20 protein-coding genes are annotated in these 24,614 nt (G+C 66.2%); 5 read left to right on the top strand and 15 right to left on the bottom strand.

Going from position 1 to position 24,614, the window contains the following annotated elements:
- Position 1 precedes the first annotated feature (1 nt).
- Positions 2–403, top strand: a complete 402-nt coding sequence (locus DX905_RS08030; RefSeq protein ID WP_162875525.1) for an EF-hand domain-containing protein — start codon at positions 2–4, stop codon at positions 401–403.
- Positions 404–579: 176 nt separating this feature from the next.
- Positions 580–1,020 carry a GreA/GreB family elongation factor gene (locus tag DX905_RS08025; RefSeq protein WP_116090893.1) on the top strand — a complete coding sequence of 147 codons (441 nt, stop codon included), beginning with the start codon at positions 580–582 and terminating at the stop codon, positions 1,018–1,020.
- A gap of 58 nt (positions 1,021–1,078) precedes the next feature.
- Here DX905_RS08025 and DX905_RS08020 read toward each other — a convergent pair whose 3' ends face one another.
- The 3 genes from DX905_RS08020 to DX905_RS08010 form a co-directional block, all read right to left on the bottom strand.
- Positions 1,079–1,669: a hypothetical protein gene (locus DX905_RS08020; RefSeq protein WP_116090892.1), complete on the bottom strand. Its 591-nt coding sequence runs from the start codon at positions 1,667–1,669 to the stop codon at positions 1,079–1,081.
- A gap of 127 nt (positions 1,670–1,796) precedes the next feature.
- Entirely contained in the window at positions 1,797–2,357 is a 561-nt protein-coding gene (locus tag DX905_RS08015) for a DNA-3-methyladenine glycosylase I (protein WP_116090891.1), read from the bottom strand.
- A gap of 122 nt (positions 2,358–2,479) precedes the next feature.
- A complete protein-coding gene (locus tag DX905_RS08010) occupies positions 2,480–3,814 on the bottom strand; it encodes an SGNH/GDSL hydrolase family protein (protein ID WP_162875524.1) in 1,335 nt (444 codons plus the stop codon).
- Between the two features lie 160 nt (positions 3,815–3,974).
- Here DX905_RS08010 and DX905_RS08005 point away from each other — a divergent pair, with 160 nt between their 5' ends.
- Positions 3,975–4,409 (top strand): hypothetical protein, encoded by a 435-nt coding sequence (locus tag DX905_RS08005; RefSeq protein WP_116090889.1) that lies wholly within the window; start codon positions 3,975–3,977, stop codon positions 4,407–4,409.
- A gap of 25 nt (positions 4,410–4,434) precedes the next feature.
- Here the strand turns inward: DX905_RS08005 and DX905_RS08000 are convergent, their stop codons facing one another.
- Both DX905_RS08000 and DX905_RS07995 read right to left on the bottom strand, forming a co-directional pair.
- Complete coding sequence (locus DX905_RS08000; protein ID WP_116090888.1) at positions 4,435–4,914, bottom strand: hypothetical protein; 480 nt, start codon at positions 4,912–4,914, stop codon at positions 4,435–4,437.
- A 226-nt stretch (positions 4,915–5,140) separates the two neighbouring features.
- On the bottom strand, positions 5,141–7,066 hold the full coding sequence (locus DX905_RS07995; protein WP_116090887.1) for a transglycosylase domain-containing protein: 1,926 nt from the start codon (positions 7,064–7,066) through the stop codon (positions 5,141–5,143).
- A gap of 227 nt (positions 7,067–7,293) precedes the next feature.
- Here DX905_RS07995 and DX905_RS07990 point away from each other — a divergent pair, with 227 nt between their 5' ends.
- Positions 7,294–8,565 (top strand): hypothetical protein, encoded by a 1,272-nt coding sequence (locus tag DX905_RS07990; protein ID WP_116090886.1) that lies wholly within the window; start codon positions 7,294–7,296, stop codon positions 8,563–8,565.
- A 519-nt stretch (positions 8,566–9,084) separates the two neighbouring features.
- Here DX905_RS07990 and groL read toward each other — a convergent pair.
- The 10 genes from groL to DX905_RS07935 form a co-directional block, all read right to left on the bottom strand.
- On the bottom strand, positions 9,085–10,737 hold the full coding sequence (groL, locus tag DX905_RS07980; RefSeq protein WP_116090884.1) for a chaperonin GroEL: 1,653 nt from the start codon (positions 10,735–10,737) through the stop codon (positions 9,085–9,087).
- A gap of 150 nt (positions 10,738–10,887) precedes the next feature.
- Positions 10,888–11,175 carry a co-chaperone GroES gene (groES, locus tag DX905_RS07975; RefSeq protein WP_116090883.1) on the bottom strand — a complete coding sequence of 96 codons (288 nt, stop codon included), beginning with the start codon at positions 11,173–11,175 and terminating at the stop codon, positions 10,888–10,890.
- Positions 11,176–11,549: 374 nt separating this feature from the next.
- The gene (locus tag DX905_RS07970; RefSeq protein WP_116090882.1) at positions 11,550–12,218 is read right to left on the bottom strand and encodes an SdpI family protein; all 669 of its coding nucleotides are present in this window, start codon (positions 12,216–12,218) and stop codon (positions 11,550–11,552) included.
- Complete coding sequence (locus tag DX905_RS07965; protein ID WP_116090881.1) at positions 12,215–12,499, bottom strand: ArsR/SmtB family transcription factor; 285 nt, start codon at positions 12,497–12,499, stop codon at positions 12,215–12,217. Before DX905_RS07965 ends, DX905_RS07970 begins: the two co-directional genes overlap by 4 nt.
- Positions 12,500–12,865: 366 nt before the next feature.
- On the bottom strand, positions 12,866–13,738 hold the full coding sequence (gene phhA, locus DX905_RS07960) for a phenylalanine 4-monooxygenase (RefSeq protein WP_116090880.1): 873 nt from the start codon (positions 13,736–13,738) through the stop codon (positions 12,866–12,868).
- A 77-nt stretch (positions 13,739–13,815) separates the two neighbouring features.
- Complete coding sequence (locus tag DX905_RS07955) at positions 13,816–14,838, bottom strand: cupin-like domain-containing protein (protein WP_116090879.1); 1,023 nt, start codon at positions 14,836–14,838, stop codon at positions 13,816–13,818.
- Positions 14,835–16,364 carry a tryptophan halogenase family protein gene (locus DX905_RS07950; protein WP_116090878.1) on the bottom strand — a complete coding sequence of 510 codons (1,530 nt, stop codon included), beginning with the start codon at positions 16,362–16,364 and terminating at the stop codon, positions 14,835–14,837. Before DX905_RS07950 ends, DX905_RS07955 begins: the two co-directional genes overlap by 4 nt.
- Complete coding sequence (locus DX905_RS07945; protein ID WP_116090877.1) at positions 16,361–17,947, bottom strand: tryptophan halogenase family protein; 1,587 nt, start codon at positions 17,945–17,947, stop codon at positions 16,361–16,363. The genes DX905_RS07950 and DX905_RS07945 overlap by 4 nt, the downstream gene beginning before the upstream one ends.
- On the bottom strand, positions 17,944–19,428 hold the full coding sequence (locus DX905_RS07940; protein ID WP_240320778.1) for a tryptophan halogenase family protein: 1,485 nt from the start codon (positions 19,426–19,428) through the stop codon (positions 17,944–17,946). The genes DX905_RS07945 and DX905_RS07940 overlap by 4 nt, the downstream gene beginning before the upstream one ends.
- Entirely contained in the window at positions 19,428–20,933 is a 1,506-nt protein-coding gene (locus DX905_RS07935; RefSeq protein WP_116090875.1) for a tryptophan halogenase family protein, read from the bottom strand. The genes DX905_RS07940 and DX905_RS07935 overlap by 1 nt, the downstream gene beginning before the upstream one ends.
- A 222-nt stretch (positions 20,934–21,155) precedes the next feature.
- Between DX905_RS07935 and DX905_RS07930 the strand changes: the two genes are divergently transcribed.
- Positions 21,156–24,587 carry a TonB-dependent receptor gene (locus DX905_RS07930; protein ID WP_116090874.1) on the top strand — a complete coding sequence of 1,144 codons (3,432 nt, stop codon included), beginning with the start codon at positions 21,156–21,158 and terminating at the stop codon, positions 24,585–24,587.
- The last annotated feature ends 27 nt before the right edge of the window (positions 24,588–24,614 follow it).

Raw genomic sequence — 24,614 nt, 5'->3', positions numbered from 1 at the left:
GATGACGAAAATGATGATGATCGCCGGGCTGGCGCTCGGCGTCGCGACGCTGGCCCAGGCACAACCGCAGGCCGCGCCGCAAACTATCCCGCGCGCGGATTTCCTCGCCCAGTCCAAAAGCCAGTTCGACATCGCCGATGCCAATCATGACGGCTTCCTCACCAAGCCGGAGGTCAAGGCGGTGATCGCGATGGCGATGGGCGCGGAGGTTCCGCCGGCAATGATCGACCAGGTTTTCGCCGCGCTCGACACCAATGGCGACGGCAAGGCGACCGCCGCCGAGGTCGAAGCGCACGATCTCGCCCGCTTCGATCAATGGGACACCAACCACGACCGCCAGCTTTCCCGCGACGAGATGATGGCCGGCCGCCAGGCTCTCGATCGCGCCCCGCCCAAGCCGTGACGATGGCACACCACCTATCCGCTCATGCTGAGTAGAGACCGAGTAGGCCTGCAAGGCCGTATCGAGGGCTCGTATCGAAGCAGACCCTTCGATACGCGTTCTCGATACGCTGCTTGCGCAGCTACTCGACCGCTACTCAGGATGAGCGGGATGGGGTGGCAGTTTAGGACAGTAACATGAGCGTAGCCTTCCGCCGCGAGAGCGACGAGGAACATCTCGAGCCGAAGTTCGAGCTGCCGGTCCCGCCCGGCCCCAATCTGGTTACCGAACGCGGCCTCGCCCTGATCGAGGCGCGCGTGGCCGAATATGAAGCGCTGGACGCCGCCACCGACGATCAGAAGCGCACCATGCGCTACTGGCGCCGCCGCCTCGCCAGCGCCCAGCTTGCGCCCCCGCCGCCCGCCGGTGAGGTCGGTTTCGGCAGCCGCGTCGCCTTCACCCTCAACGGCAAAAAGCGCGAGGTCCGGATCGTCGGCGAGGACGAAGCCGATCCCGCCGCCGGCCTTATCGGCCTGCAGGCGCCGCTCGCCCAGGCGCTGATCGGTGCGGGCGCGGGCGAGATCTTACCCTTTGCCGGCAAGGAGGATGCGATCGAGATCGTCGCGATCGGCCAATAAAAAGGGCGGCCCCCGCGGGACCGCCCTCCTTCGTTCCGGCGCGAACCATGTCGGCGCGCTAGATGATCGGCCCCTTGGCTTCCGGCGCCTTTTCCTGATGCAGCACCACCGGCGTCACCTTGGGCGCGGCGGGCTTGGCCTGCTGCACCGCCGGTGTTGGGCCCTGCCGGTTCATCGCGTTGCAGTCGCCCGCGCTCTGCTTGATCACCTTGGGCGCCTGATTGGCGCCGAGCGAAGTCACCTGCACGCTCTGGCTGCACTGCGCGCCGTTGCCGCTCCAATAGGATGTGTAGCTGTAGCTCACCGTCCCCGGCGGCAGGCTCCGCAGCGCCGCTTCGCTCACCTGGCCGCCGGCAGGCGCGGCTTGGGCGAGCAACGCCGCTTGGCTCAGCATCGCATCCATCTGCCGGTCCATCGCCAGCGAGATGCGGTCGAACATCGCGAACGGATCGCCCGCGACCAGGGCGACCGGCACCGCCTGCGGCGCCACCACCACCTGGGGCGCGACATCGCCCGTATAATGGACCTGCGCGATGCTGCCGTCGGGCAATGCCACGTTGAGCACATGCCCGCGATCGGCCGCCATGCTCGCGCCGGCCACCGCCGCCGCGCCGGCGCCGGCAAGAAGAAGCTTCGTGAAAGTCCGCATCGACTCCTCCTTCGTTGATAGGACGCGGCGGATTCTGCGCGAATCTCCTGAACGCCAGATGAAAATCGCGTGGGGCTGCGCCGAGTTGTGGCGCCGGCGGCTCGGCCACCTCGCCGGGATGACGAGATTAAACCTGGTCGCGCCGAAAACAGCCTGGTGCATGATCGTTGACCATCCCCACCGCCTGCATCCACGCATAAGCGATGGTCGGCCCGACGAACTTGAAGCCCCGGGCCTTGAGTGCGCGCGAGATCGCCTCCGACACGGGCGTCCTCGCCGGCACATCCACCCCGTCATTCTTGACCGGCTTGCCCCCCGCCAGCCCCCACAGCCAGCCTGCGAAATCCTCGCCCGCATCGCGCATCGCCACATAGATGCGCGCGCCCGCGATCGTCGCCTCGATCTTGGCGCGCGCCCGGATGATCCCCGGATCCGCCATCAGCGCCTCGACCCGCGCCGCATCGTACCGCGCCACCTTGTCCGGATCGAACCCATCGAACGCCGCGCGAAACCCGTCGCGCCGGTGCAGGATCGTGCGCCAGGACAGCCCGGCCTGGAACCCCTCCAGCACCAGCATCTCCCACATCATGCGCGGATCGCGCACCGGCACGCCCCATTCGGCGTCGTGATAGGCCTCCATTTGGACATCGCCCTCGGCCCAGGCGCAGCGCTTGATCGAGTCGGTCATGCCTTTCTCCCGTCACCCCGGCGAAGGCCGGGGTCCATCGTGCCCCAAGCGCGAAGGCTGCGGCTCCGTCGAACGACCAGTCCTGCTGAGCCCCGCGAACGTAATATTTTCGCGGGAAACCCTTACTCCCCCGTCACCATGTTCAGGTCGATCGCATCCCCCATCGCGCGATAGCCCGCATCGTTGGGATGGAGATGGTCCGTGTCATTATAGGCCCTGTCGAACGTCAGCGGATCGCTCTTGTCCGCCACCACCGGCGCGAAATCGATCACCCCGTCATAGGCGCCCGACGTCCTGATCCAGCCATTCAGCGCCTGCCGCACCGCCTCGCCCGGCTCCGCCCAATAGGTCGCGCCCTTATAGGGCGTCAGCGTCGCGCCGATCACGCGGATGCCATGTTCGTGCGCACGCTCGATGATCTGGCGTTGCGCCGCCTGCAGCGCCTCGGCCGTCGCCGGCTCGACCGAACCCTTGGTCGTATAGCCGCGCCCGATATCGTTGATCCCCTCCAGCAGGATCAGCACCTTCACCCCCGGCACGCTCAGCACGTCGCGGTCGAAGCGGGCGAGCGCGTTCGGCCCGCTGCCATAACGCAGCAGCCGATTGCCGCCGATCCCGGCATTCACCACCGCCCAGCGCGTCTTGCCCGGCCGCGCCGCCAGCCGCTCGGCCAGCCGATCGGGCCAGCCGCGAAAGGCGTTGGCGGTCGATTGCGATCCCTCGGTGATCGAATCGCCGAGCGTGACGATCACATTGGTCGGCTGCGTCGCCGCGACCTCGACCCCAGTCACCAGCCCCGGCGCGCGCGCCAGCCGCGCATTGGGCAATTGCGCCGCGCCTGTGCTGTCGCCCGCCTCGCCCGCAACATAGTGAAACAGGCTGCGCGCGCCCCGCACGATCAGCCGATCCGGCACGTGCAGCGATATGGCGAGCCGGTCGAGCGCCTTGACCGGCAGCGCGATCGGATCGCTCAGCAACGGCGCGCCTGCCGGAATCATCACGCCATTATGGCCGCCAAAGGTGACGACATGATCGCTGCCCGGCTGCACGCTGCCGTCCGGCTCGGCGAGCCCGACATGGACCGCGCCCAGGCTCAGCGGCTCGACCCCGCTTTCGTTCGACAGCCGCAGGCGGATGGCATTGCCCGCCGCCGAGACGCGCACGATCTGGCGGATGGTGGCATTGGCCAGTTCGGCGCTGCTGCCGTCGACCGGCAACCCACCGGGATTGTCGAGTTTCGGGATGGGCGCGGGCGGCGGCGAGGCGGCGGGCGGCGCGGCGAGCGGCACCAGCGGCCCGGCGGTCAGCGCGATCGGCGTCGGCGGCAGCTGCCCCGGCGGATTGGGCGAAACGGCATAGCCCCATGCGCCGACCCAGCGGGCGGGCTGCTCCCTGGGCGCGGCCGTCGCGGCGCTGGCGCACAGCGCCATCCCCAGCATGATCAGGCGCAGTCTCATCCATCCTTCTCCCGGCATCTTCGCGTGTTCGCGGCGATTGTATCCGCTGCGGCCGGAGCGGCAATCGCCTTGCCATCCGTCCGTCGGAGATCGCCCGCACGCACATGCCACATAAGCGCCACGATCCGGCGGATAATAGGGCCGAACAGGGAGGATATTCATGCTGCTCATGCGTCTCGGCGCGGTCCTGGCCATCGCCTGCGCCGCGCAGCCCGCTTTATGCGCCACGCTCGCCCCGGACGGCGGCCGCCCCGCCTTCGGCCTCGCCGGAAAGGCCTATTTCCGCCTGCCGCTCGACAAGGCGCGCGATGCACGGCCAATGCTGGGGCTGGCCACCGCCGTCTCGCGCCAGGATCGGGACATCGCCGGCCTGCCGCGCGGGCTGCGTCGGGATGTCGAGACGGTCGGCCTCCGCCTCGGCTTCGATGGCGGGCCCGCGCTCACCTTGGCCGGCACCCCGATGCGCGGGCCCTGGCGCGAGACCCGGCACAATGTGCGCTGGGGCACCGTCGCGATCGTCGCCGGCGGCCTCGTCCTGGTGGCGGGCGCGACCTTCGCCTATTTGCTGCACGAAGCGGAGAAGAATTCCGACTGACGCCGATCCCCTCCGCGGTCGTCTGCTAGCGGTGCGCCACGGCGGCGCGTTGCGAATCGTGCGCGACCGACAAGCCGAAGGGGCGCGGCCGGCGCTTGAGCACCATCCAGCCCGTATCGCCACCCACCCGCGCGAGCAGAATCTTCGCCGCCGGCTTAAGCTCCACCGCTCGCGCCTCGATCGTGATCCGCCCGCCCGGATTCACCACCTTCTCATGCAGGTCGTAGACGATCGATCCGCCCCGCCAGGCATAGGTCGTGCGGTCGCTCGCATTGCACCACCCCTCGCAAAACACGGTCTCCACCTGTCCCGTCCTGCCGATCTCGACTTCCAACCCGTCGAGATCGCCCGTGTCGGGGCTGAGGCGGACGTTGCTGTAGATGCCGGGCTCGATCGGCGCGCGCGGGGTGCGGCTGTCCGCCTCGCTGGCCGGCACCACGGCCGCGACCACGATCAGGCTCGCGAAACCGACAATTGTGGCCCAGCGGCCCGATCTGCCCTGCATCCTCGACACCTCCCGCCGAGCGCCCCTAGCGCGCCGCTCGACGCGGAATGATCACCTTCACCCGCCGGTTCCGCGCGCGCCGGTCCGGATTTTGCCACCGTCAGGCAGCTCTTGCGAAGCACCGGCTCGCGCTTGCGGCGCCCTCAACCGTTTGAGCGCGCTCGCCCCGACACACTCGCGTCCTTGAATCCGGAGGACAATGCGGCGGCCGCCAAGGTGCGGCGCCTCAAAGATGAATGTCGATCTTGATGCGCTCGAGCAGCGATCGCACGAAGCCCCCCACGCCTTCGCCCGCATCGGGATCGACCGCGCGCGGCACGTGCGCGCCTGCCGGCCGGGCGCCGATCGCGTCGGCGGTGAAGCGGCGCCAGATGCTCGCCGGCAGCCCCCCGCCCGCGATGCCGGGCAAAGGCTGATTGTCGTCGCGGCCGACCCACACCGCCGTCACCAGCCCGCCCGCAAAGCCGACGAACAACGCATCGCGATTGTCCTGCGAGGTCCCGGTCTTGCCATAGGTATGCACGTTCAGCGCCGCGCCGCGCCCGGTGCCGCGGTTCACCACCGTCGACAGCAGGTCCAGCAGCATCGCCCGCTCGCGCGTGTCCATGCGGTGCGGCGCATCCGCCGGCGCCCGCCGCCCCGCCTGCTCGGGCAGGCCATAAGGCCGCACCGGATATGCGCCGCCCGCGACCGCCGCATAGGCGCTGGTCAGCTCCAGCAGGCTGGTGCCAGACGTGCCGAGCGCGATCGCGGGCTCCGCCTTGAGCGGGCTCCGTATCCCCATATCCTGCGCCGCCCGCACGACCGCCGCCGGCCCGACCTTCTGCGTCAGCCGCACCGCGGCGGCGTTGCTCGATCGCGCAAAGGCTTCGCGCAACGTGATCGCGCCGCGATAGCGCCCGTCGCTGTTGCGCGGCGACCAGGTGCCGATCGTGATCGGCCGATCCTCGACCAAATCGTCGGGCGTCATCCCATCGCGCAGCGCCGCCAGATAGACGAACAATTTGAAGGTCGATCCCGGCTGCCGCCGCGCCTGCACCGCGCGGTTGAAGCTGCTCTTCGCATAATCGCGCCCGCCCACCATCGCCACCACGCGCCCGTCTGGCCGCATCGCCACCAAAGCGACCTGCGCGCCGGCCGGGCGCGCTTGCGCGACGGCATGGTCCGCCAGCCGCTGAAGCCGCGCGTCCAGCGTGGTGCGGACCGTCGTCGCGGCAAAGGCGTCGTCCGCGTCCCCACGCACCGCGGGCATCACCCAATCGCTGAAATAGGTCGCCTGCGTCGCTTCGGGCGCGCGCTTCAGCCGCAGGCTCGCCGGCGATGCGCGCGCCGCCTCGGCCGGCGTCAGGAAGCCCGCTTCCCGCATCGCCCCCACCACCAAAGCCGCGCGCTGCTGCGCGCCCGCCAGGTTGGCGCTCGGCGCCAGCCGCGACGGCGCCTTCATCAGCCCCGCCAGCAACGCCGCCTCGCTCACCGTCAGCGCCTCGGGCCTTTTGTTGAAATAATGGCGCGCGGCGGCGCGCAGCCCATAGACATTGTCGCCGAAATAGACGTCGGACAGATAGCGCGACAGGATCTCGTCCTTGCTCAGCCACGCCTCCAGCCACATCGCGATCAGCATCTCGCGCAGCTTGCGCGCGGCGGTGCGATCGGAACTGAGATAGACCAGCTTCGCCAGCTGCTGCGTGATCGTACTGCCACCCTCCTGCATCCGCCCGGCGCGCGCATCGTGCCACGCCGCACGCGCGATGCCGCGCGGATCGACCCCGACATGACGGTAGAAGCGCCTGTCCTCGATCGCGAGGAAGGCCTCGCTCACATGCGCCGGCAGGCGACGGACGTCGACCGGGCTGTCGGTCACGGCCCCCCGGCGGGATATCAAGCTGCCGTTCGACGCCAGCAAGGTGACGCTGGGCGGCGCGATCGGCCGCAACGTCCGCGACGGCGGCGCGACGATCGCGAGCCAGGCCACGGTAATGAGGAGCAGGAGGAGCAGGGTTGCAAGGAGCCACCGCGCGATCCGCCACCGGCTGAAGCGGCGCTTGGCGGGCGGCGGCGGGGCGGCAGGTTGCGCCACCTCGGGCGAGCCCTGCGGGAGCCCGCCATTGGCCGCGACATCCGCGCGCGGGTCATCGAAGGGTGCCTGGAACATTGACTGTGTTATAGGAGCAAGACACGCGCGGGGGAAGGGCCTGGGCGCGGGCGGTGGTGGTGTCGGCGCGGGGCTTGGCTCGATCCTTCTCTGCTTCGTCATCCCAGCGAAGGCTGGGATCCATTCCGCGGCTAGGCGCGCCGCCAATTGCTTTAGCGCGGCCGCCCCGACACACTCGCCTCCTTGAATCAGGAGGGACAATGCGGCGAACGGCAATAGAGCGAGCGGTGGCGGCCATCATCCTCGCCACCCTTTCGCTGGGCGCCGCCCCCAGCCCACATCCGTTGCTTCCGGACACGCGCATCACCGCCACCGCTGGCGCGGCCGATTGGCGCGTCGACTATGTTTTTCCCGCCCCCGTCGCCGCGCTCCATTTCGCCCGTTCGCCGGGCGACCGTCGCACCACCAGCTGGACCGCGCCGCCCGGCTTTGAGATCCTCCGCCTCGACGAGGACGAGATCGTTCGCCGCCGCGATCGCGGCCCCTTCGCCGCGGTCACGCTGGCGGTGCCGCCGGTCTATGGCGATCTGCCCAAGGATTACGCGCCCTTCTCGCGCTTCGGCGATGGCGGCATGCTATTCCACAGTGGCCGTTTCTTCGCCTGCTCCGCCCCGTGCGAGGCGACGGCGCGCTGGCCGATCACGCTCGTCGCCCCGCCCGACACGCCAATCCTGCTCGACGGCCGGCGCTACACCGGCACGGTCCGCTGGGTCGATCGCGACGACGGCCGCAACATCTATCTCGGCCGGAACAAGCCGGTGGAGACACCCGATCTGGTGGCAATGCTCGACGGCGCGCTCCCACCCGCCATCCGCACCCGCCTGATCGAACAGCTCCCCGCTTTCATGCATTTCTTCGCCGCCAGGCTCGGCCGCTTGCCGCAACGGCCGATGCTGTTCGCGTCCTACGACCTCGCGCACCAGGGCGGCTATGGACGCCAGGGCGGCACCCTGCCGGGGCAGGTTTTCGTCCATTTCTACGGATCACGCTGGCCGGAACTGATGCAGGCGCCCGATTTCGCGCAGGATCTCGCCTGGTTCTTCGCGCACGAGGCCGGCCACCTCTATCAGCGCCAGGTTACCACCAGTGACGAAACCGGCGCCTGGATCCACGAAGGCGGCGCCGAAGCCTTCGCCAGCCTCGCCACAAGCGCCGCCGCGCCGGCCTTCGCGGAGGCCAAGCGCGCAAAGGCGCAGGCGGATTGCGCCAAGCGGCTGGGCAACCGCTCGCTCCATGACGTGCTCGCCGCGCACGATTTCGACGCAAGCTATTCGTGCGGCCTGCTCGTCAACCTGTGGCTCGACCAGGCCGTCCGCGCGCGCGATCCCGATGGGCTGTTCGCGGTATGGCGGGACTATATCGCGCGGGCGGAGAGGGGCGGGGGATCGGAGGCGGGGTTCCTGGCCTCGGTCGCGGCAGTGGGCGGCGCCGGCGTCGCGACGCAGGTCGCCCGAATGATCGACCGGCCAAAACGTATGCAAGCGCTGCTAACGGAATAGCGGGGGCCGTCCCTCCGCCTGCAGGCGTTACGGCCTTACGAACCAAACAAACTAATCAGGAAACCAGTCGCTACCAATATCGTCATAACGCCCACAATGATAGCTGTGACCGTTCTGATAACTCGGCTTTGGATATGGTGGTGCTTCGCAGTTACCGCTCCAAAGATGGCAGCCAGCGCTGAGCCGCCAATAAGTGGAAGATATGTCCCGCCCGCTTCGGGGCGTACATGGTGCAGGACAGCGTAGGTAGCAACGGTAAGAGACGACGCGAGCGCGACGACTGCGAACTCCGCCCCGAGCAGCAGCAAAACGCGCCTGCTTTTCTTTGTGAGCATTGTTCCCTCGCGCCGCAATCTTCCGGATGGGGTAACATATATAGCAGAATAGGGTGACCAAAGTCGGAGGGATTACCGCACTAGCGATGCCGCGATCTGCCACAGCGGCTGGTACAGCAAAAAGGCCCGGAGGATTTCTCCCCCGGGCCCTCTTTGTACGGTGGTTCGGTAAGGGTGTCCGGACTTAGAAGTCCATCCCGCCCATGCCGCCCATTCCGCCGCCGCCCATGCCGCCGCCGGCAGGGGCCTTGTCGTCGGCCGGAAGCTCGCTCACCGCCGCTTCGGTGGTGATGAGCAGGCCGGCGACCGAGGCCGCATCCTGGAGCGCGGTGCGCACGACCTTGGTCGGGTCGATCACGCCGGCGGTCACCAAATTCTCGTACGTGTCGGTCTGGGCGTTGAAGCCGACATCGTGGTCCTGGCCGTCGAGCAGCTTGCCCGAGATGACCGCACCGTCATGACCCGCATTGGCCGCGATCTGGCGGACCGGCGCGTACAGCGCCTTGCGGATGATATCGATGCCGCGCGTCTGGTCGTCATTGGCGCCCTTGAGGCCTTCGATCGCCTTGGTGGCGTACAGCAAAGCCGTACCGCCGCCGGGGACGATGCCTTCCTCAACCGCGGCGCGGGTCGCGTGCAGCGCGTCGTCGACGCGATCCTTGCGCTCCTTCACCTCGACTTCGGTCGAACCGCCGACCTTGATCACGGCAACGCCGCCGGCGAGCTTGGCGAGACGCTCCTGGAGCTTCTCGCGGTCGTAATCGCTGGTCGTGCTTTCGATCTGGCGACGGATCGCTTCCACGCGGCCCTTGATCGAATCGGCTTCACCCGCACCGTCGACGATGGTGGTGTTGTCCTTGTCGATCGAGACGCGCTTGGCGGTGCCCAGCATGGCGAGCGTGACGCTCTCCAGCTTGATGCCGAGGTCTTCGCTGATCACTTCGCCCTTGGTCAGGATCGCGATGTCTTCCAGCATCGCCTTGCGGCGATCGCCGAAGCCCGGTGCCTTGACCGCTGCGACCTTCAGGCCGCCGCGCAGCTTGTTGACGACGAGCGTGGCCAGAGCCTCGCCCTCGATATCCTCGGCGATGATCAGGAGCGGACGGCCCGACTGGACGACCGCTTCCAGGATCGGGAGCATCGCCTGCAGGTTCGACAGCTTCTTCTCGTGGATCAGGATATAGGGGTCGTTCAGCTCGACCGTCATCTTGTCCGGGTTGGTGATGAAGTAAGGCGACAGGTAGCCGCGGTCGAACTGCATGCCTTCGACGACGTCGAGCTCGAACTCGAGCCCCTTGGCTTCCTCGACGGTGATCACGCCTTCCTTGCCGACGCGGTCCATCGCCTCGGCGATCTTCTCGCCGACGACGGTGTCGCCGTTAGCGGAGATGATGCCGACCTGGGCGACTTCCTTGGTGCCCTGGACGGGGCGCGAGCGCGCCTTGATGTCCTCGACGACCTTGGTGACGGCCAGATCGATGCCGCGCTTCAGGTCCATCGGGTTCATGCCGGCCGCAACCGACTTCATGCCTTCCCGTACGATCGCCTGGGCGAGCACGGTGGCGGTGGTGGTGCCGTCGCCGGCGACATCGTTGGTCTTCGAGGCCACTTCGCGCAGCATCTGCGCACCCATATTCTCGAACTTGTCCTTGAGCTCGATCTCCTTGGCGACGGTGACGCCGTCCTTGGTGATGCGGGGCGCGCCGAACGACTTGTCGATCACGACGTTGCGGCCCTTCGGCCCCAGCGTGACCTTCACCGCGTCGGCGAGGATGTCGACGCCGCGCAGAATGCGCTCACGGGCGTCGCGCGAAAACTTGACGTCTTTCGCTGCCATGTTCCTAAATCCTTCTTTCGTTCCCCGGCGAAGGCCGGGGTCCAGTTTCTAACCAACCCCGCTCGTGCTGAGCGAAGTCGAAGCACGTTTCCCCACCCGCCGATGCGTCCCTCGACTTCGCTCAGGACGAACGGTGGCTGGGGTTTGAAATCAGGCGACGATCCCCAGGATGTCGCTTTCCTTCATGATCAGCAGGTCTTCGCCATCGAGCTTGACCTCGGTGCCGGACCATTTGCCGAACAGGATCTTGTCGCCGGCCTTGACGTCCAGCGGGTTGATCGAGCCATTCTCGGCGCGCAGGCCACCGCCGACGGCGACGACTTCGCCTTCCTGCGGCTTTTCCTTGGCGGTGTCCGGAATGATGATGCCGCCGGCCGTCTTCTCTTCAGCCTCGACGCGACGAACCAGCACGCGATCGTGCAGCGGTCGGAAACCCATATTTGTCCCTTTCCTGCAATATGGACGGGGTAAGCAGCCTCACGCCGCGCTCCGCCCTAATGCCGTAAATTGCTGGCACTCACATTGGGCGAGTGCCAAGCCGCATATGTGCAGCCTGCGTTAAGCTGTCAACGGGCGCCCGGGCGAAGTTTTCGCCAGAACGGTCAGGCCCCGGGGCAGGGCACTTGCGCTTGGACACGGCACCGCCGCCCACGCTACACCACGCTACCTTCCGTGAAGAAGGTACTGCTTCCCCCGCTCATGCTGAGTAGCGACCGAGTAGCCCGCAGGGCGTATCGAGGGCGCGTATCGAAGCACACGCCCCCGTTGTGTCGAGCGAAGTCAAGACACAGGCTCGAGCGAAGCCGAGAACCCTACCGCGCCGGCCGCCCCGGCAACCGCCGCCACAAAAGATAAGAATAAACCACCGGCACGATCGCCGCCGCCAGGAGCAGCCCAAGGCCGACCAGCAACGCCACGTCCGACCGCACACCCGCCAGCGCCATCACGCAGCAGGCCGCGCCCGCAATCACCATCAGCTTGCCACCCAGCCGGTGCGTCGCGATCCACACATCTGCGTCCGCCAGCGTCCATGGCGTGCGGATGCCGACCATGTACATCGGCCGCGACTTGCCGAGCTGGTCGCCGATTCCGACGAACAAGAGGCCGATCGCGCCCAATATCACCCGCGACACCGCCAGCTTCCAGCCGAGCGCCGCGCTGATGACGACCAGCTCGGTCACCCAGAACACGCCGATCATGCCGACCCAGATCGCCCGCAACAGCCCCCTGCTGAGCGCCACGCTCTGCTGCATCGGCTCGATCCGCGCGGTGATCGCCAGAATGCCGGTGACGATCGCGGCGAACAGGGCCGGCAGGAACAAGGCCGACCATTTGCCGGCAAACCCGTCGGGCTCGCCATCCACGTTCCAATGGATCGGCAGCCGCGCGGTCTCGGGCAATTGCATGCCGACGACCAGGCCCGCGATCAGCATCGCCGCGATCGCCGCCACCGACCAAAGGACCAACTTCCGGTTCTTCATGTCTCGTCTCCCTGTTCCGCGCGCGCCGCGCCCACCCGGCGCATGAAGCCCAGCAGCACCTCTTCCAGCACCGACAGATTGAGGCTGTAGATCAGGCTCGCGCCGCGCTGTTCGCTCTGGATCAGGTTGGCCGCCTTCAGCTTGGCGAAATGCCCCGACATGGTCGGCTTCGACACCGGAAAGGCGTCGGCCAGCGCGCCCGCCGACAGGCTGCCCCGCTTGAGCATCTCCAAAATCTCGCGCCTGATCGGATGCGACAGCGCATCGAACACCGAATCCATGGCGTGCCTATATTAGGCATTTAGCTAAATAGCAAATATATAGCCGCCCCTGACCCAACCCCCGTTCATCCTGAGTAGGGATCGAGTAGCGGCAAAGCCGCGTATCGAGAGCCCGTATCGAAGGACGCCTTTCACCGTCATCCCAGCGAAGGCTGGGATCCATGACCGCTCAGGCACTAGGTGACGTTTGAGGGATGCCAAACGCCATCGCCCAAGCTTGACAATCGTACGCATATAGCGTACGAGCCTCACGGCTCTTTCTCAAGTCCGGCAAACCCAAACTCGCACCGCTCCGAGCCCGCGGACCCCAGATCATCAAGTTCGTTTCCGGTGTTTTTTTATTTTCGCCTTCGACCGAAGGGGCGCTCAGGCCTTGGCCAGCGCATAATCCTGCGTGCCGCGCGTGATCAGCCGGTCCCCGGGCAGGATGTCCGCCACCGCCAGATCGGGCAAGGTCTCCAGTTTCTCGTACAGCGGCGCGAAGTCGGTCTCGAGCGTGTCGCGCAGCAATTGCTCGAAACTGTCGATCACGAAATAGGCCTGCTGGTAATCGTCGATGCGATATTTGGTCCGCATCACGCGCTCCATGTCGAACGCGATGCGGTTGGGCGAGGGGTCGTCGAGGGCGAACAGGCTCTCGCCGCGCGAAGAGACGATGCCCGCGCCATAGATATTGAGCTTGTCGCCGCCATCCTTGCCCTTGGCGCGGATCAGCCCGAATTCGACCGTGTACCAGTAAAGCCGCGCCAGCTTCTCCAGCCCGCCATGGCGCATGGCGCGCAGTCCGCCTTCGCCATAGGCCTGCATATAATCGGCGAAGACCGGGTGGGCGAGCATCGGCACATGGCCGAACACATCGTGGAAGACGTCCGGCTCCTGCAGATAATCGAGCTGGTCGGCGCGGCGGATGAAGCGCCCGGCGACGAAGCGGCGATTGGCGAGATGCTCGAAGAACACCTCGTCCGGCACCAGCCCCGGCACCGCCACCACCTGCCACCCGGTCGCCTTGCCGAGCTTTTCCGACAGCTCGGCAAAGTCGGGAATGCCCGGCCGCGACAAATGGAGGATATCGAGCCCGGCGAGGAATTCCGGCGCGGCGCGCCCGGGCAGCATCGCCTCCTGCCGCGCGAACAAAATGTCCCACACCGCATGCTCTTCGGGCGTGTAGCGATCCCACTCCTGCGGGATCGTCCAATCCTCGGCGGCTTCGGGTGGGCGGGTGAGCGAGTCGGCGGCCATGCCGTCACCTTTATCGCGGCTTGGTATCGTTTGAAACCAGTTGCCGCGGCTCATTGCTTGCCCGCCGCCAAGGGCAGCTATTGCCGCTGGAGCGCGTCGATCAGCGTCGCCCGCATCCGCGCCGCCAGCTGCGGAGTCACCGGCCCCAGCACGCCCTTCGCCGCGTCCGGCAGATGCTCCACCGGATCGCCATTGGCGCCGAACACATAATGGTCGAGCAGCATCCGCCACACGCCACGCTGGTCGTCGGGCAGCGCGCGCAACGCCATCAGCGCCAGCATCAGCGCATCATAGGGATTGCCCAGGCCCGCCGGTGCCGGGTTCCACCAATAATTGACGAACGCATTGACCGGCTCGAGCGAATCCACCCCGTGCCACCAATGGAATGGCAGGTAGATCGCGTCGCCCGGCTCCAGCACCGCCGACTGGGCGGTGGCGGCCGCCGCGGCGAAGCGGGGAAAGCGGCCGAGGTCGGGCGCGGCGAGATCGACCAGGCTGACCGGCGTGCCCGCCGGCGTCAGCTCGAACGGGCCGGTATAGAGATTGGCGATCTGCTCGGGCGGGAACACCGTGAAGCGCCGCCGACCGGCGACGACGATGCCGATATTCTCCATCAGGTCGTAATGCGTCGCTACCCGGATCTCATTGCCCAGCCAGATGCGCGGGACGATGCTGGCATCGAGCAGGTCGATCGCATTCTCGTCGACGAAGCCCGGCAGCAATTCGGGCAGGGGGATCGACTGCACCGCCATCGCGAACGGCCTTTCCGCCCCCTGGTCGCGCAGCAACCGGTCGAGGAACGGGTCGAGCGGGGTCTGGCCGCGCTGGAAATTGAGTGCGGTCAGATCGGGCGTGTAGAAGAAGCGCCCCTCGATCTCGGGCGCGCCGAGGATCGCCGGTACCGGCTGGCGATGGCTGAAGCGTTTGAGATAGGCGATCGCCGCTGCGGGCGATGCGCGGCCGGCCTCCACCGCCGGCCAGTCGCGCGCGAGCCCGCGGATCACCACCGGCTGGCGCGCCGGGCGGACCTCCGCCTCGAACGCGGCACGGTCGATGCCGCCGATCTCGCGGATCGGTTTGGGCTCGGGCAACCCGCTCATGACGCGCGGCGGACCTCGCCCGACCAGCTGCCATGCGCGCGCAGGAATGCATCCTGCGTCGGCAGTGCCTGCGCCGTCTCGGCGATGACCGCCCGGATATGCCGCAACCGGGCGAGCGTCTCGGCGTCCGGCAGCAGATCCGCGGCGGGATGATAGCCTCCCGCCTCGATCCCCTGGCCGACCATCACCGCCAGCCAGCTCGTCTCGGTGAACAATTCCTCATGCTCGCGGAAGATGCGGCCATTGGCGCGGAACATGGCAAGCTTCTCGGCCAGCGCCGCCGGCGGCGCCAGCGCGCGGCAATAGTCCCAGAAGGGGGAATCGCTGCGCTCCGTCGCCTTGTAATGCAGCACGAGGAAGTCGCGGATATCGACATATTCCCGCGCGGTCTGTTCATTGTAGCGGTCGATCTCGACTTGGTTGATGGTGCGCGTCGGGAACAAGGTCATCAGCCGCGCGATGCCGGTCTGGACCAGGTGAATGCTGGTCGATTCGAGCGGCTCGAGAAAGCCCCCCGCCAAGCCGAGGGCCACGACATTCTTGACCCACGCCTGCTTACGGTGGCCCGCGGTGAACCGCAGCTGCTTCGGTTCGGCCAGCGGCCGCCCGTCGAGATTGGCGAGCAAAGTCGCCGCCGCTTCGTCGTCCGAAATGTGCGCGCTCGAATAGACATAGCCGTTGCCGATGCGGTGCTGGAGCGGGATGCGCCACTGCCACCCGGCGCTGCGCGCGGTCGAACGGGTGAGCGGTTGGTGATCGCCGCCAAGCTCGCACGGCACGGCGAAAGCGCGGTCGCACGGCAGCCAGCTGCTCCAATCCTCGAACCCCGCGCCGAGCGTCTGCTCGATCAGCAGGCCCCGGAAGCCCGAACAGTCGACGAACAGATCGCCCTCGATGCGACTGCCGTCCTGCAAAATGACCGCTTCGACAAAGCCTGTCTCCGCATGCTGCGCGACGTCGACGATGCGGCCTTCGCGCCGCTCGACGCCACGATGCTCGGCGAGCCGGCGGAGGTAACGCGCGTAGAGGCCGGCATCGAACTGATAGGCATAGCCGACCTTGGCGAGCGGCGAATTGGGCTGGTCGGGGCGGGGGTGCTCGAACTTGCCCGCCAGCCCGGCGACGACGCTGAGCGAATAAGCGTCGAGCGGCGTTTGGTCGCCGAGCGTCCGGCCTTTGAGCCAGTGGTGGTGGAATTCCACCCCCTTCATGTTGATCCCGTAAAAGCCGAACGGGTGGACGTAGCGATGGCCGATCCGCGTCCAGTCGACGAACTCGATCCCCAATTTGTAGGTGGCATTGGTGGCGCGCACGAAATCATGCTCGTCCAGCTCGAGCATGGCGTTGAATAGGTTGATCTGCGGGATCGTCGCCTCGCCGACCCCGACCGTGCCGATCTCGTCGGACTCGACCAGGGTGATCCGCATGCCGGTTTCGCCCATGATCTTCGAGATCGCGGCCGCGGCCATCCAGCCGGCGGTGCCACCGCCGACAATCACCAACTTCCGGATCGGGTCGGCGATCACGTGCCCGCGCCGGTGAAGGGCATGAAGCCCGGATTCTCGTCGGCAAAGGAGAAGGTCGGCGGCTGTGCCGCTTGAGGTGGCGGTGCGGCGCCGGTTGCGGCGATGAATTCGGCATGGCTCGGCAGCTGCTGGGCCACGCCGAGATAGCCGAGCCGCATCTCCTCCAGCGCCTGCGCCACCTTGTCCTCGTCGAGCGCATCGACCGCCGGCTCGTGCTCCTCGGGCACGATATGCTGGCCCAGCATGACCGCGACATAGGATGTGGTCGCAAACAATTCGCGGCCTTCCCGGAACAGCCGGCCCTTCGCGCGGAACAGGTCGATCTTGCGGCGGAGCGTCGCCGGGATTTCCATGGTCCGCATATGGTTCCAGAACGGCGAATCCGTACGTCGCGTCGCATTATAGTGGAGCACGATGAAGTCGCGGATATCCTCGTAGAGGTCGCGCATCTGATCGTTAAACTCGTCGCGCTCCACCGGATTGAAGCGCTTGTCGGGAAAGAGCGCGATCAGCTTGGCGATCGCCGCCTGGATGACGTGGATGCTGGTCGATTCCAGCGGCTCAACGAAGCCGCCGGCGAGGCCCATCGCCACGACATTCTTGTTCCAGCTGAGCGTGCGGCGGCCGGTCGTGAAGCGGATGCGGCGCGGATCGGCGAGCGTCTTGCCGTCGAGATTGGCGAGCAGCGTCCGCTCGGCGGCATCGTCGTCCAGATATTGGCTCGAATAGACGATGCCGTTGCCCATGCGGTGCTGCAGCGGGATGCGCCACTGCCAGCCGGCTTCATGCGCGGTGGCGCGAGTATAAGGATCGGGCTCGCCCGTCAGCGCGGTCGGCACCGCGATCGCACGGTTGGCCGGGAGCCATTGCGTCCAATCCTCATAACCGGTGTTGAGCGCTTCCTCGATCAGCAGCCCGCGAAAGCCCGAGCAGTCGATGAACAGGTCGCCCGCGATCACCTGCCCGTCGGCAAGCGTGACCGATTCCACGAACCCGTCCTCGCCACGCAATTGCGTGGCGACGATCTTGCCTTCGATCCGGCGCACGCCGCCGCGTTCGGCATAATTACGCAGGAACTTGGCATAGAGCGCGGCATCGAAATGGAAGGCGTAGAACAGGTCCTTGATCGGCGACCTGGCCTCACCGGTGGGGCGTGCGAACCTGCCGAGCGAGGCGGCGACACCGCTCATCGACCAGCTGGAGATGTCCTGCATCACGCGGCGCTTGCGCTCGCGCAGATAGAGCTGATGGAAATGGATGCCGTGCAGGTCCTCGCCATGCGATCCGAACGGGTGGAAGTAGCGTTCGCCGACCCCGCCCCAATTCACGAATTCGATACCCAATTTATACGTGCCCTGGGTGGCGCGCAGGAACTCGTTCTCATTGATGCCGAGCATGCGGTTGAAGGTGATGATCGGCGGGATCGTTGCTTCGCCGACCCCGATCGTACCAATCTCATCCGACTCCACCAGCGTGATCCGCGTCACGCCGTTGTTCATGAAGCGTGACATCGCCGCTGCCGCCATCCAGCCGGCGGTGCCGCCGCCGACGATGACGATGTGCTGGATGGTATGCTCGTTCATCGGGCGATCTGCCTCTGCATTTGGAGAAGATAGGCGGAATGCGTCGGCAGCGTCGACACGGTTGTGGCGATGCCGGCGCGCATCGCCGCCATGGCCTGGTCGGACTGCCCGGGCGGCACGGAATCGATCAGCGGATCGGTGCGGCGCGGGATTATCCCCTGCCCCAACAGCACGGCAAGCCAGCTATCGCGCGAGAAGGTCTCCTCCTCGTAAAAGGGCAGCCGTCCCCGTTCGCCGAATAAGGACAATGTGTGCGCAAGCGAATCCGGCGGCGGCACCTCTCTCACCGCGCGCCACATCGGTTCGGTCCGCGAGGTCGCGCGGTAATGGAGCGCGAGCAAATCGCGCACCCGATCGGTCTCGTTGGCGGTTTGACGGTTATAATCCCACAGCTCGACGGGCGCGAAGTCACGGTCGGGCATCATCGCCACCAGCCGGTCGATCGCGCTGTGGGCCAGGTGGAGATTGGTCCATTCGAGCGGATCGAGCGCGATCGCGGCATCGCCGATTGCGACACAATTGCGCAGCCACGGTGCGGGCCGGCGGCCCGGCCGTATCGTCGCCGCAGCGCCGGAAGGTGCAAGCGGCAATGATCGGGCAGCATCCTCGTCGCTGAGATGAGCGGACGCATAAGCGAGGCCGTGTGCGGTTCGCGCAGGTCCGGTGCTCGTCCAGCGCCAGCCGGCCGCCATGGCGGCCGCGTGGTCGAGCGTGGGGAGGTCGGCGGGGGGCGCACTCTCGGCGAACAGGATGCGGTCGCACGGCAGCCACCGGCTCCAATCGTCATAGGCCGCGTCCAGGGCGGAGCGCACGCGCGCTGCGGGACCAGTACAGTCGACGAAAAGATGGCCGCTGACGTGGCTGCCGTCCGCCAGCACGAGCGCCTCGACAAAGCCGGTGTCGCCCGCCAGCCGCACCTCGGCGATCTCGCCCGAGCGTTCGGCAACGCCCAGGTGGAGCGCATAGGCGCGCATCATTTCGCGGTAGCGCGGGGGATTGATCACGAGGCCATATTCGAACCCCGCGAGCGGCGAAGCCGGATCGGCGTGCGGATGGGTGAAGCGGCTGGCGCGGCCAAGCGCGGCGGCTGGCGCGTGCGCGTCATACGGACCCGCTGTGCCGTTGCGGTAAGCCCGCACCCAATGATGATGGAAGGACGCGGTGCCGAACGGCTGGCCATAACTGCCATAGACATGGGCATAGTCGCCCGGCCCCCAATCCTGGAACAATGTGCCGAGCCGGAAGCCGCTGCCGGCGCGCACCACCGTGTCGGCCTCGCTCAGCCCGATGTCGCGATGGAAGCCGGTGGTTGACGGAAGCGTGCTGGCCATGCGCTCGGCGAGCGCATCGTCCGGCACGGCGGTCGCGACTATAGTGACCTTCACGTCCGCAATCTGCCGCTTGAGCGCGGCCGCGCAGCTCCAGGCAACGATGCCCCCGCCCGCAACGACAATGTCCCGAATGGGGCGCCCGCCAGCCATCAGGCGGCCGCCATGGCGCAATGCTGCGCTATATAAGTGCGATGATCGGGCATGCTGGCGGCAGTCCGGGCAACCTCGCCACGAAGCCTTTCCATCGCCTGCAGCAACTGGTCCGCCGGCGGCGCATCGGCACGCATGTCATGGCCTTGCGGAAACACGCCCTGGCCGAGATAGACCGAGACCCAGCTCGCATCGAGGAACACGCCTTCACGATATTTGACGACCCGGCCGCGCCTGCGGAACAGCTCCATCTTTTCGGCCAAGCTGTCCGGAATGGACATGGTGCGAACGTAGTTCCAGAACTCCGAATCGTCGCGCCTAGTCGCGTGGTAATGCAGGATCAGGAAGTCGCGGATACGATCATATTCCAGATCGATCATGCGGTTGAATTCGTCGCGATCGACGTCGGAAATTTCTCGCTCGGGAAACAGTTCGAGCAGCAGCGTGATCGCTGCCTGGATCAGATAGATGCTGGTCGATTCGAGCGGCTCGAGAAAGCCGGACGCGAGGCCAACGCCGATGCAATTGTTGACCCAGCTGCGCCGCCGCCGCCCGGCCTTGAAACGCAACGGACGCGGGTCCGCGAGCGGCTCGCCCTCCACGGCCTGCCGCAGCGCATCGGCAGCCGCGTCGTCCGACAGAAAGGCGCTTGCATAGACATAGCCGTTGCCGGTGCGGTGCTGGAGCGGGATGCGCCACCGCCACCCGCCGGGCATGGCGATCACCCCGGTATAGGGCGTGAGCGCGGTCTCGGTCCGGCACGGCATCGCCATCGCGCGGTCATTGGGCAGCCAATGGGACCAGTCCTCGAACGGCTCGCTTAGCGTCTCGCCCAGCAGCAGCGAGCGAAAGCCCGAGCAATCGACGAACAGGTCGCCTTCGATCCGCTCGCCATTCTCGAGCGTGACCGAGGCGATGTCGCCGCGCTCGCCGTCGCGTTCGACCGTGACGATCTTGCCTTCCGTGCGCCGTACGCCCGCCCCTTCGGCGACGGTGCGCAAATACGGGCCGAACAGATTGGCGTCGAACTGATAGGCATAGCCGAAAGTAGAGCTCAGTTCCTCCGCGTTGCGCGAAGGCGGGGCGAACCGGTTCAGGCGCGCCGTCATGCAGCCGACGGAATATTGCTCGAGGGGCGCCACATCGACTCCTGCCTGCTTCAGCCGGAGCCAATAATGGTGGAAGGGAATCTCCCCTTTGCCGTCCCCGAACGTACCGAAAGGATGGATATAGGAATCGCCGATCGCGCCCCAATTGGTGAATTCGATGCCGAGCTTGAAGGTGGCGCGCGTCGTGGCCATGAACTCGGCCTCGTCGATGCCGAGCCTGTCATTGAAAGCGCGGATGTGCGGCAGGGTCGCTTCGCCCACGCCGACGATCCCGATCGCCTCGGATTCGACCAGCCGGATCGCGCAACGACCCGGCAGCAGCTTGGCCAGCGCGGCGGCCGTCATCCAGCCTGCAGTCCCGCCGCCAACAATCACTACTCGCCGCAAAGCGGCCATCCTCCATCCCCTTTTCCGCGATCATGCGGGCAAGCGACAGCGCTGGTCAACCATGCCGCCCATCGCGATGTTGCGATGGAGCGTTGCAAAATGACAACGCTAGCCACCTTTGTCATGTCCTGTCGAAACGAGGCTTGCGCACGGCCAATGGTAGCGATAACCGGGTGCCAACCAAGACGCGCGACCGATGTAGTCAGCGCTGTCATAAGGGGAGGGTGCTAAATGTTCCGAGCTTTTTCCGGTGAATTGCGTGCTGATCAGGCCGAGTTCGGCAAGATCCTGAAGTGCGGCGTGTCCGCAATGGCATTGTGCGCCGTTGCCGCGGCTACACCCGCCATGGCGCAGACCGGTTCGGTATCGGGCAGCGGTACTGCAGGCTCGACGACCGAAACCTCGTCGGGCGCTTCGGCAGCCACGTCCAGCACGTCCAGCACTGGCGCTGCGGGCACCGAAGCGGGCGAGGTCGTTGTCACGGGTATCCGCCAGAGCCTCGCCAACGCTCAGAACATCAAGCGCAACTCCGATACCGTCGTCGACGCGATAACAGCCTCCGACATCGGCGCGCTGCCGGATCGTTCGGTGACCGAAGCGCTGCAGCGCGTTCCCGGCGTCGCGATGAATCGCTTTGCCGGTTCCAACGACCCCGATCACTTCTCGGTCGAAGGTTCGGGCGTGGTCGTTCGCGGACTCAATTATGTCCGCTCCGAATTTAACGGCCGCGACACCTTCTCCGCCGGCGTGGGTGGCCAGTCGATCAATTTCTCGGACGTTCCCTCGGAGCTGCTCGGCTCGGTCGAGGTCTACAAGAATCTTACTGCGGAGCTGATCGAAGGCGGCCTTGGCGGCACGGTCAATCTCAACACGCGCAAGCCGTTCGACAATAAGGGCTTCCATCTCGGCTTCGATGTCGAGAATAATTATAGCGACTTCAGCAAGAAGTGGTCGCCGACCCGTTCGCTGCTCGTCAGCAATACCTGGGAGACCGACGCCGGCACGTTCGGTGTGCTCGCGGACGTATCCTATTCGCGGCTGCGCAGCCGCGCCGACGGCATCCAGATCACCAACTTCCAGACGCGCGACAATTCGTCCGTCAACGCGGCCAACTCGACCGGCGTGGCAATCTGCCGCAACCCGCTGCCCGGCACGACCGACACCACCGGCCTGCCGACGGCTGGCGGTGCTGCAGCGACCAATCCCCTCTGCGGCGCTGCCAATCGGCCGGGCGCCGATGGTCTCGCCGATCCGCTGGGTACCGCCTATGCGCCGCTCGGCGGCCAGTTCCGTACGCAGGATTACGACCGTAAGCGCCGCGGTGCTGCGGTCTCGGCGCAGTGGGAAAGCAATGATCGTCGCGCGCTGTTGACGGTCCAGGGCCTGGCGACCAAGTCGACCAACGATTGGGGCGAGCACACGTTCGAGAGCGCCCCCGACCTTGCCGAATATAACACCTACCCCAAGGGCTGCGTGCAGAACGGCAATGGCCCGGCGACCAACGGCAACACCACGACACGCGCGGAATGCCCCGTCGGCACCTTCCAGAATTATCAATATGGCGCCGACAACGTATTCGAGAGCGGCTTCATTACGCTGCCAGGCAGCGGCTGGCGCACCGCAAGCAGCGGCCAGGCAACGACGACCGTCCCGACCGGCGGCATCCAGCAATCGCTGTCGCGTCGCCAGGTGCACGAAGTCAGCAAGGTCCAGGATCTGGGCGTCAACTTCAAGTTCACGCCGAACGACCGTTGGTCGTTCAATCTCGACGGCGATTACACGCATGCCGAGCATAACCAGCTCGATATGAGCGTGTTCGGTTCGACCTTCGCTGACGAGGAAGTCGACATCACCGGCGGCACGCCGAGCGTGGTGGCGCATAAGCCGCTGACGCTCGCTGCGGGATGGGCCACGCCGAATCCGGCAATGGCGGCCGCGACCGACTCGCAATATTTCGCCAACCGGGACTTCCAGTTCTGGCGTGCGGCGATGGATCATATCGAGCACAGCACCGGCCACGAATGGGCCTTCAAGGGCGATGTCCGGTATAATTTCGAGGACGGCTCGTTCCTGAAGCACGTTAAGTTTGGCGCGCGCTATGCCGATCGCGACGAAACGGTGCGTTACACGGCCTATAATTGGGGCGCGATCTCGGAAGTCTGGTCTGGCGCGCCGGTGACGTTCAACCAGGGCGACACCAGCCGCTCGTCCTTGTTCAACTTCAATAACTTCTTCCGCGGCGACACGGGCGCCCCGCCGGCCGCTTATTATTATAATGGCGATCTGCTGAAGGGCTATAATTCGGCGGCGACCTACTTCAAGAGCCTGAACGATATTTGGCACACCACCAATGGTGCCACGTCCACCAACCGCTGGGTTCCGGCGGCAGAACGCGCGGGCGTGGTGGCTGGAACGCCCTACCTGCCGTCCGAAATTCAGAGCGTGCGTGACCGCGACTATAACGCCTATGCGATGCTGAGCTTCGGCCAGAACGAGCCACTCTTTGGCGGTGTACGGCTCGAGGGTAATATTGGCGTCCGCTACGTTCGCTCCAAGGTCGACTCGGATGGGTCGATCCAGATACCGACGCAGACGAATTTGGGCGTTCAGGATCCGTTCGCGACCCGCTGCGCGCCCTCGGTTCCGGCGGGCGCACCCCCGGGAACGCCGCCTACCACACCCGGCGGCGTCTGCACTTTGGGCGCTACGGGTTACGCCCAGTTGCAGCAGTTCGCGACGGGCGTGAACACGCCCAACCTCGCGCATCAGAAGTATGATTACTTCCTGCCCAGCCTTAACCTGAAGTTCGGCCTGTCACGCGATCTGGTGCTGCGCTTCGCCGCATCGAGAGCGTTGGCTCGACCGGATCTTTCGAACATCCGCAACTTCCTGACCCTGGGCTACGACACTGCCAGCAGTGCGCTGTCCGCGACAGCAGGCAATCCATTCCTGAAGCCGGCGCTCGCCTGGCAGTTTGACGGCACGCTCGAATGGTATTTCGCCCGGGTCGGTTCGCTGACGTTGGACGCCTTCTACAAGAGCATCGACAACTTCTTCTATTCGTCGGTGACGAGCCGCGACATCACCAGCAATGGGGTGACGCAGGCGGTCCGCGTGCGCGGTCCGGCCAACGCCACCAAGTCGGGTTGGATCCGCGGCTTCGAAGTGGCGTATCAGCAGACGTTCGACTTCCTGCCGGGCGCCTTCAGCGGGCTGGGCACGAGCCTGAACTACACCTTCCTGCAGAGCCGGGGCGTACCCAATTCCGCGCTCAACAACGGAAACCCGGTTACGGAATCGACCATTCCGAAGGGCAATTTGCCGCTCGAGCAATTGTCGAAGCATAACTTCAATGCGACGGTCTTCTACGAAAAGGGCCCGATCTCGTTGCGTGCGGCCTATAACTGGCGCTCGCGCTTCCTGCTGACCTCGTCAGACGTGATCTTCCCGTTCACGCCGGTCTTCAATGACAAGACTGGCCAGCTCGATGCGTCGATCTTCTTGAACCTCACTAAGAACGTCAAGATCGGCGTGCAGGGCGTGAACCTGACGAACGAGACCACCAAGACGCTGCAGCAATATACAGTGGACGGACGCCTCGCGCCGCGCTCCTACTTCGTGAACGATCGCCGTTATTCGTTCATCCTGCGCGGCAACTGGTAACCAACGCGGCTTCGGCCGTCACGACCC

The organism is Sphingomonas crusticola (assembly GCF_003391115.1).
Lineage (GTDB): Bacteria > Pseudomonadota > Alphaproteobacteria > Sphingomonadales > Sphingomonadaceae > Sphingomonas_I > Sphingomonas_I crusticola.
This window is presented reverse-complemented; position numbering and strand designations above follow the sequence as displayed.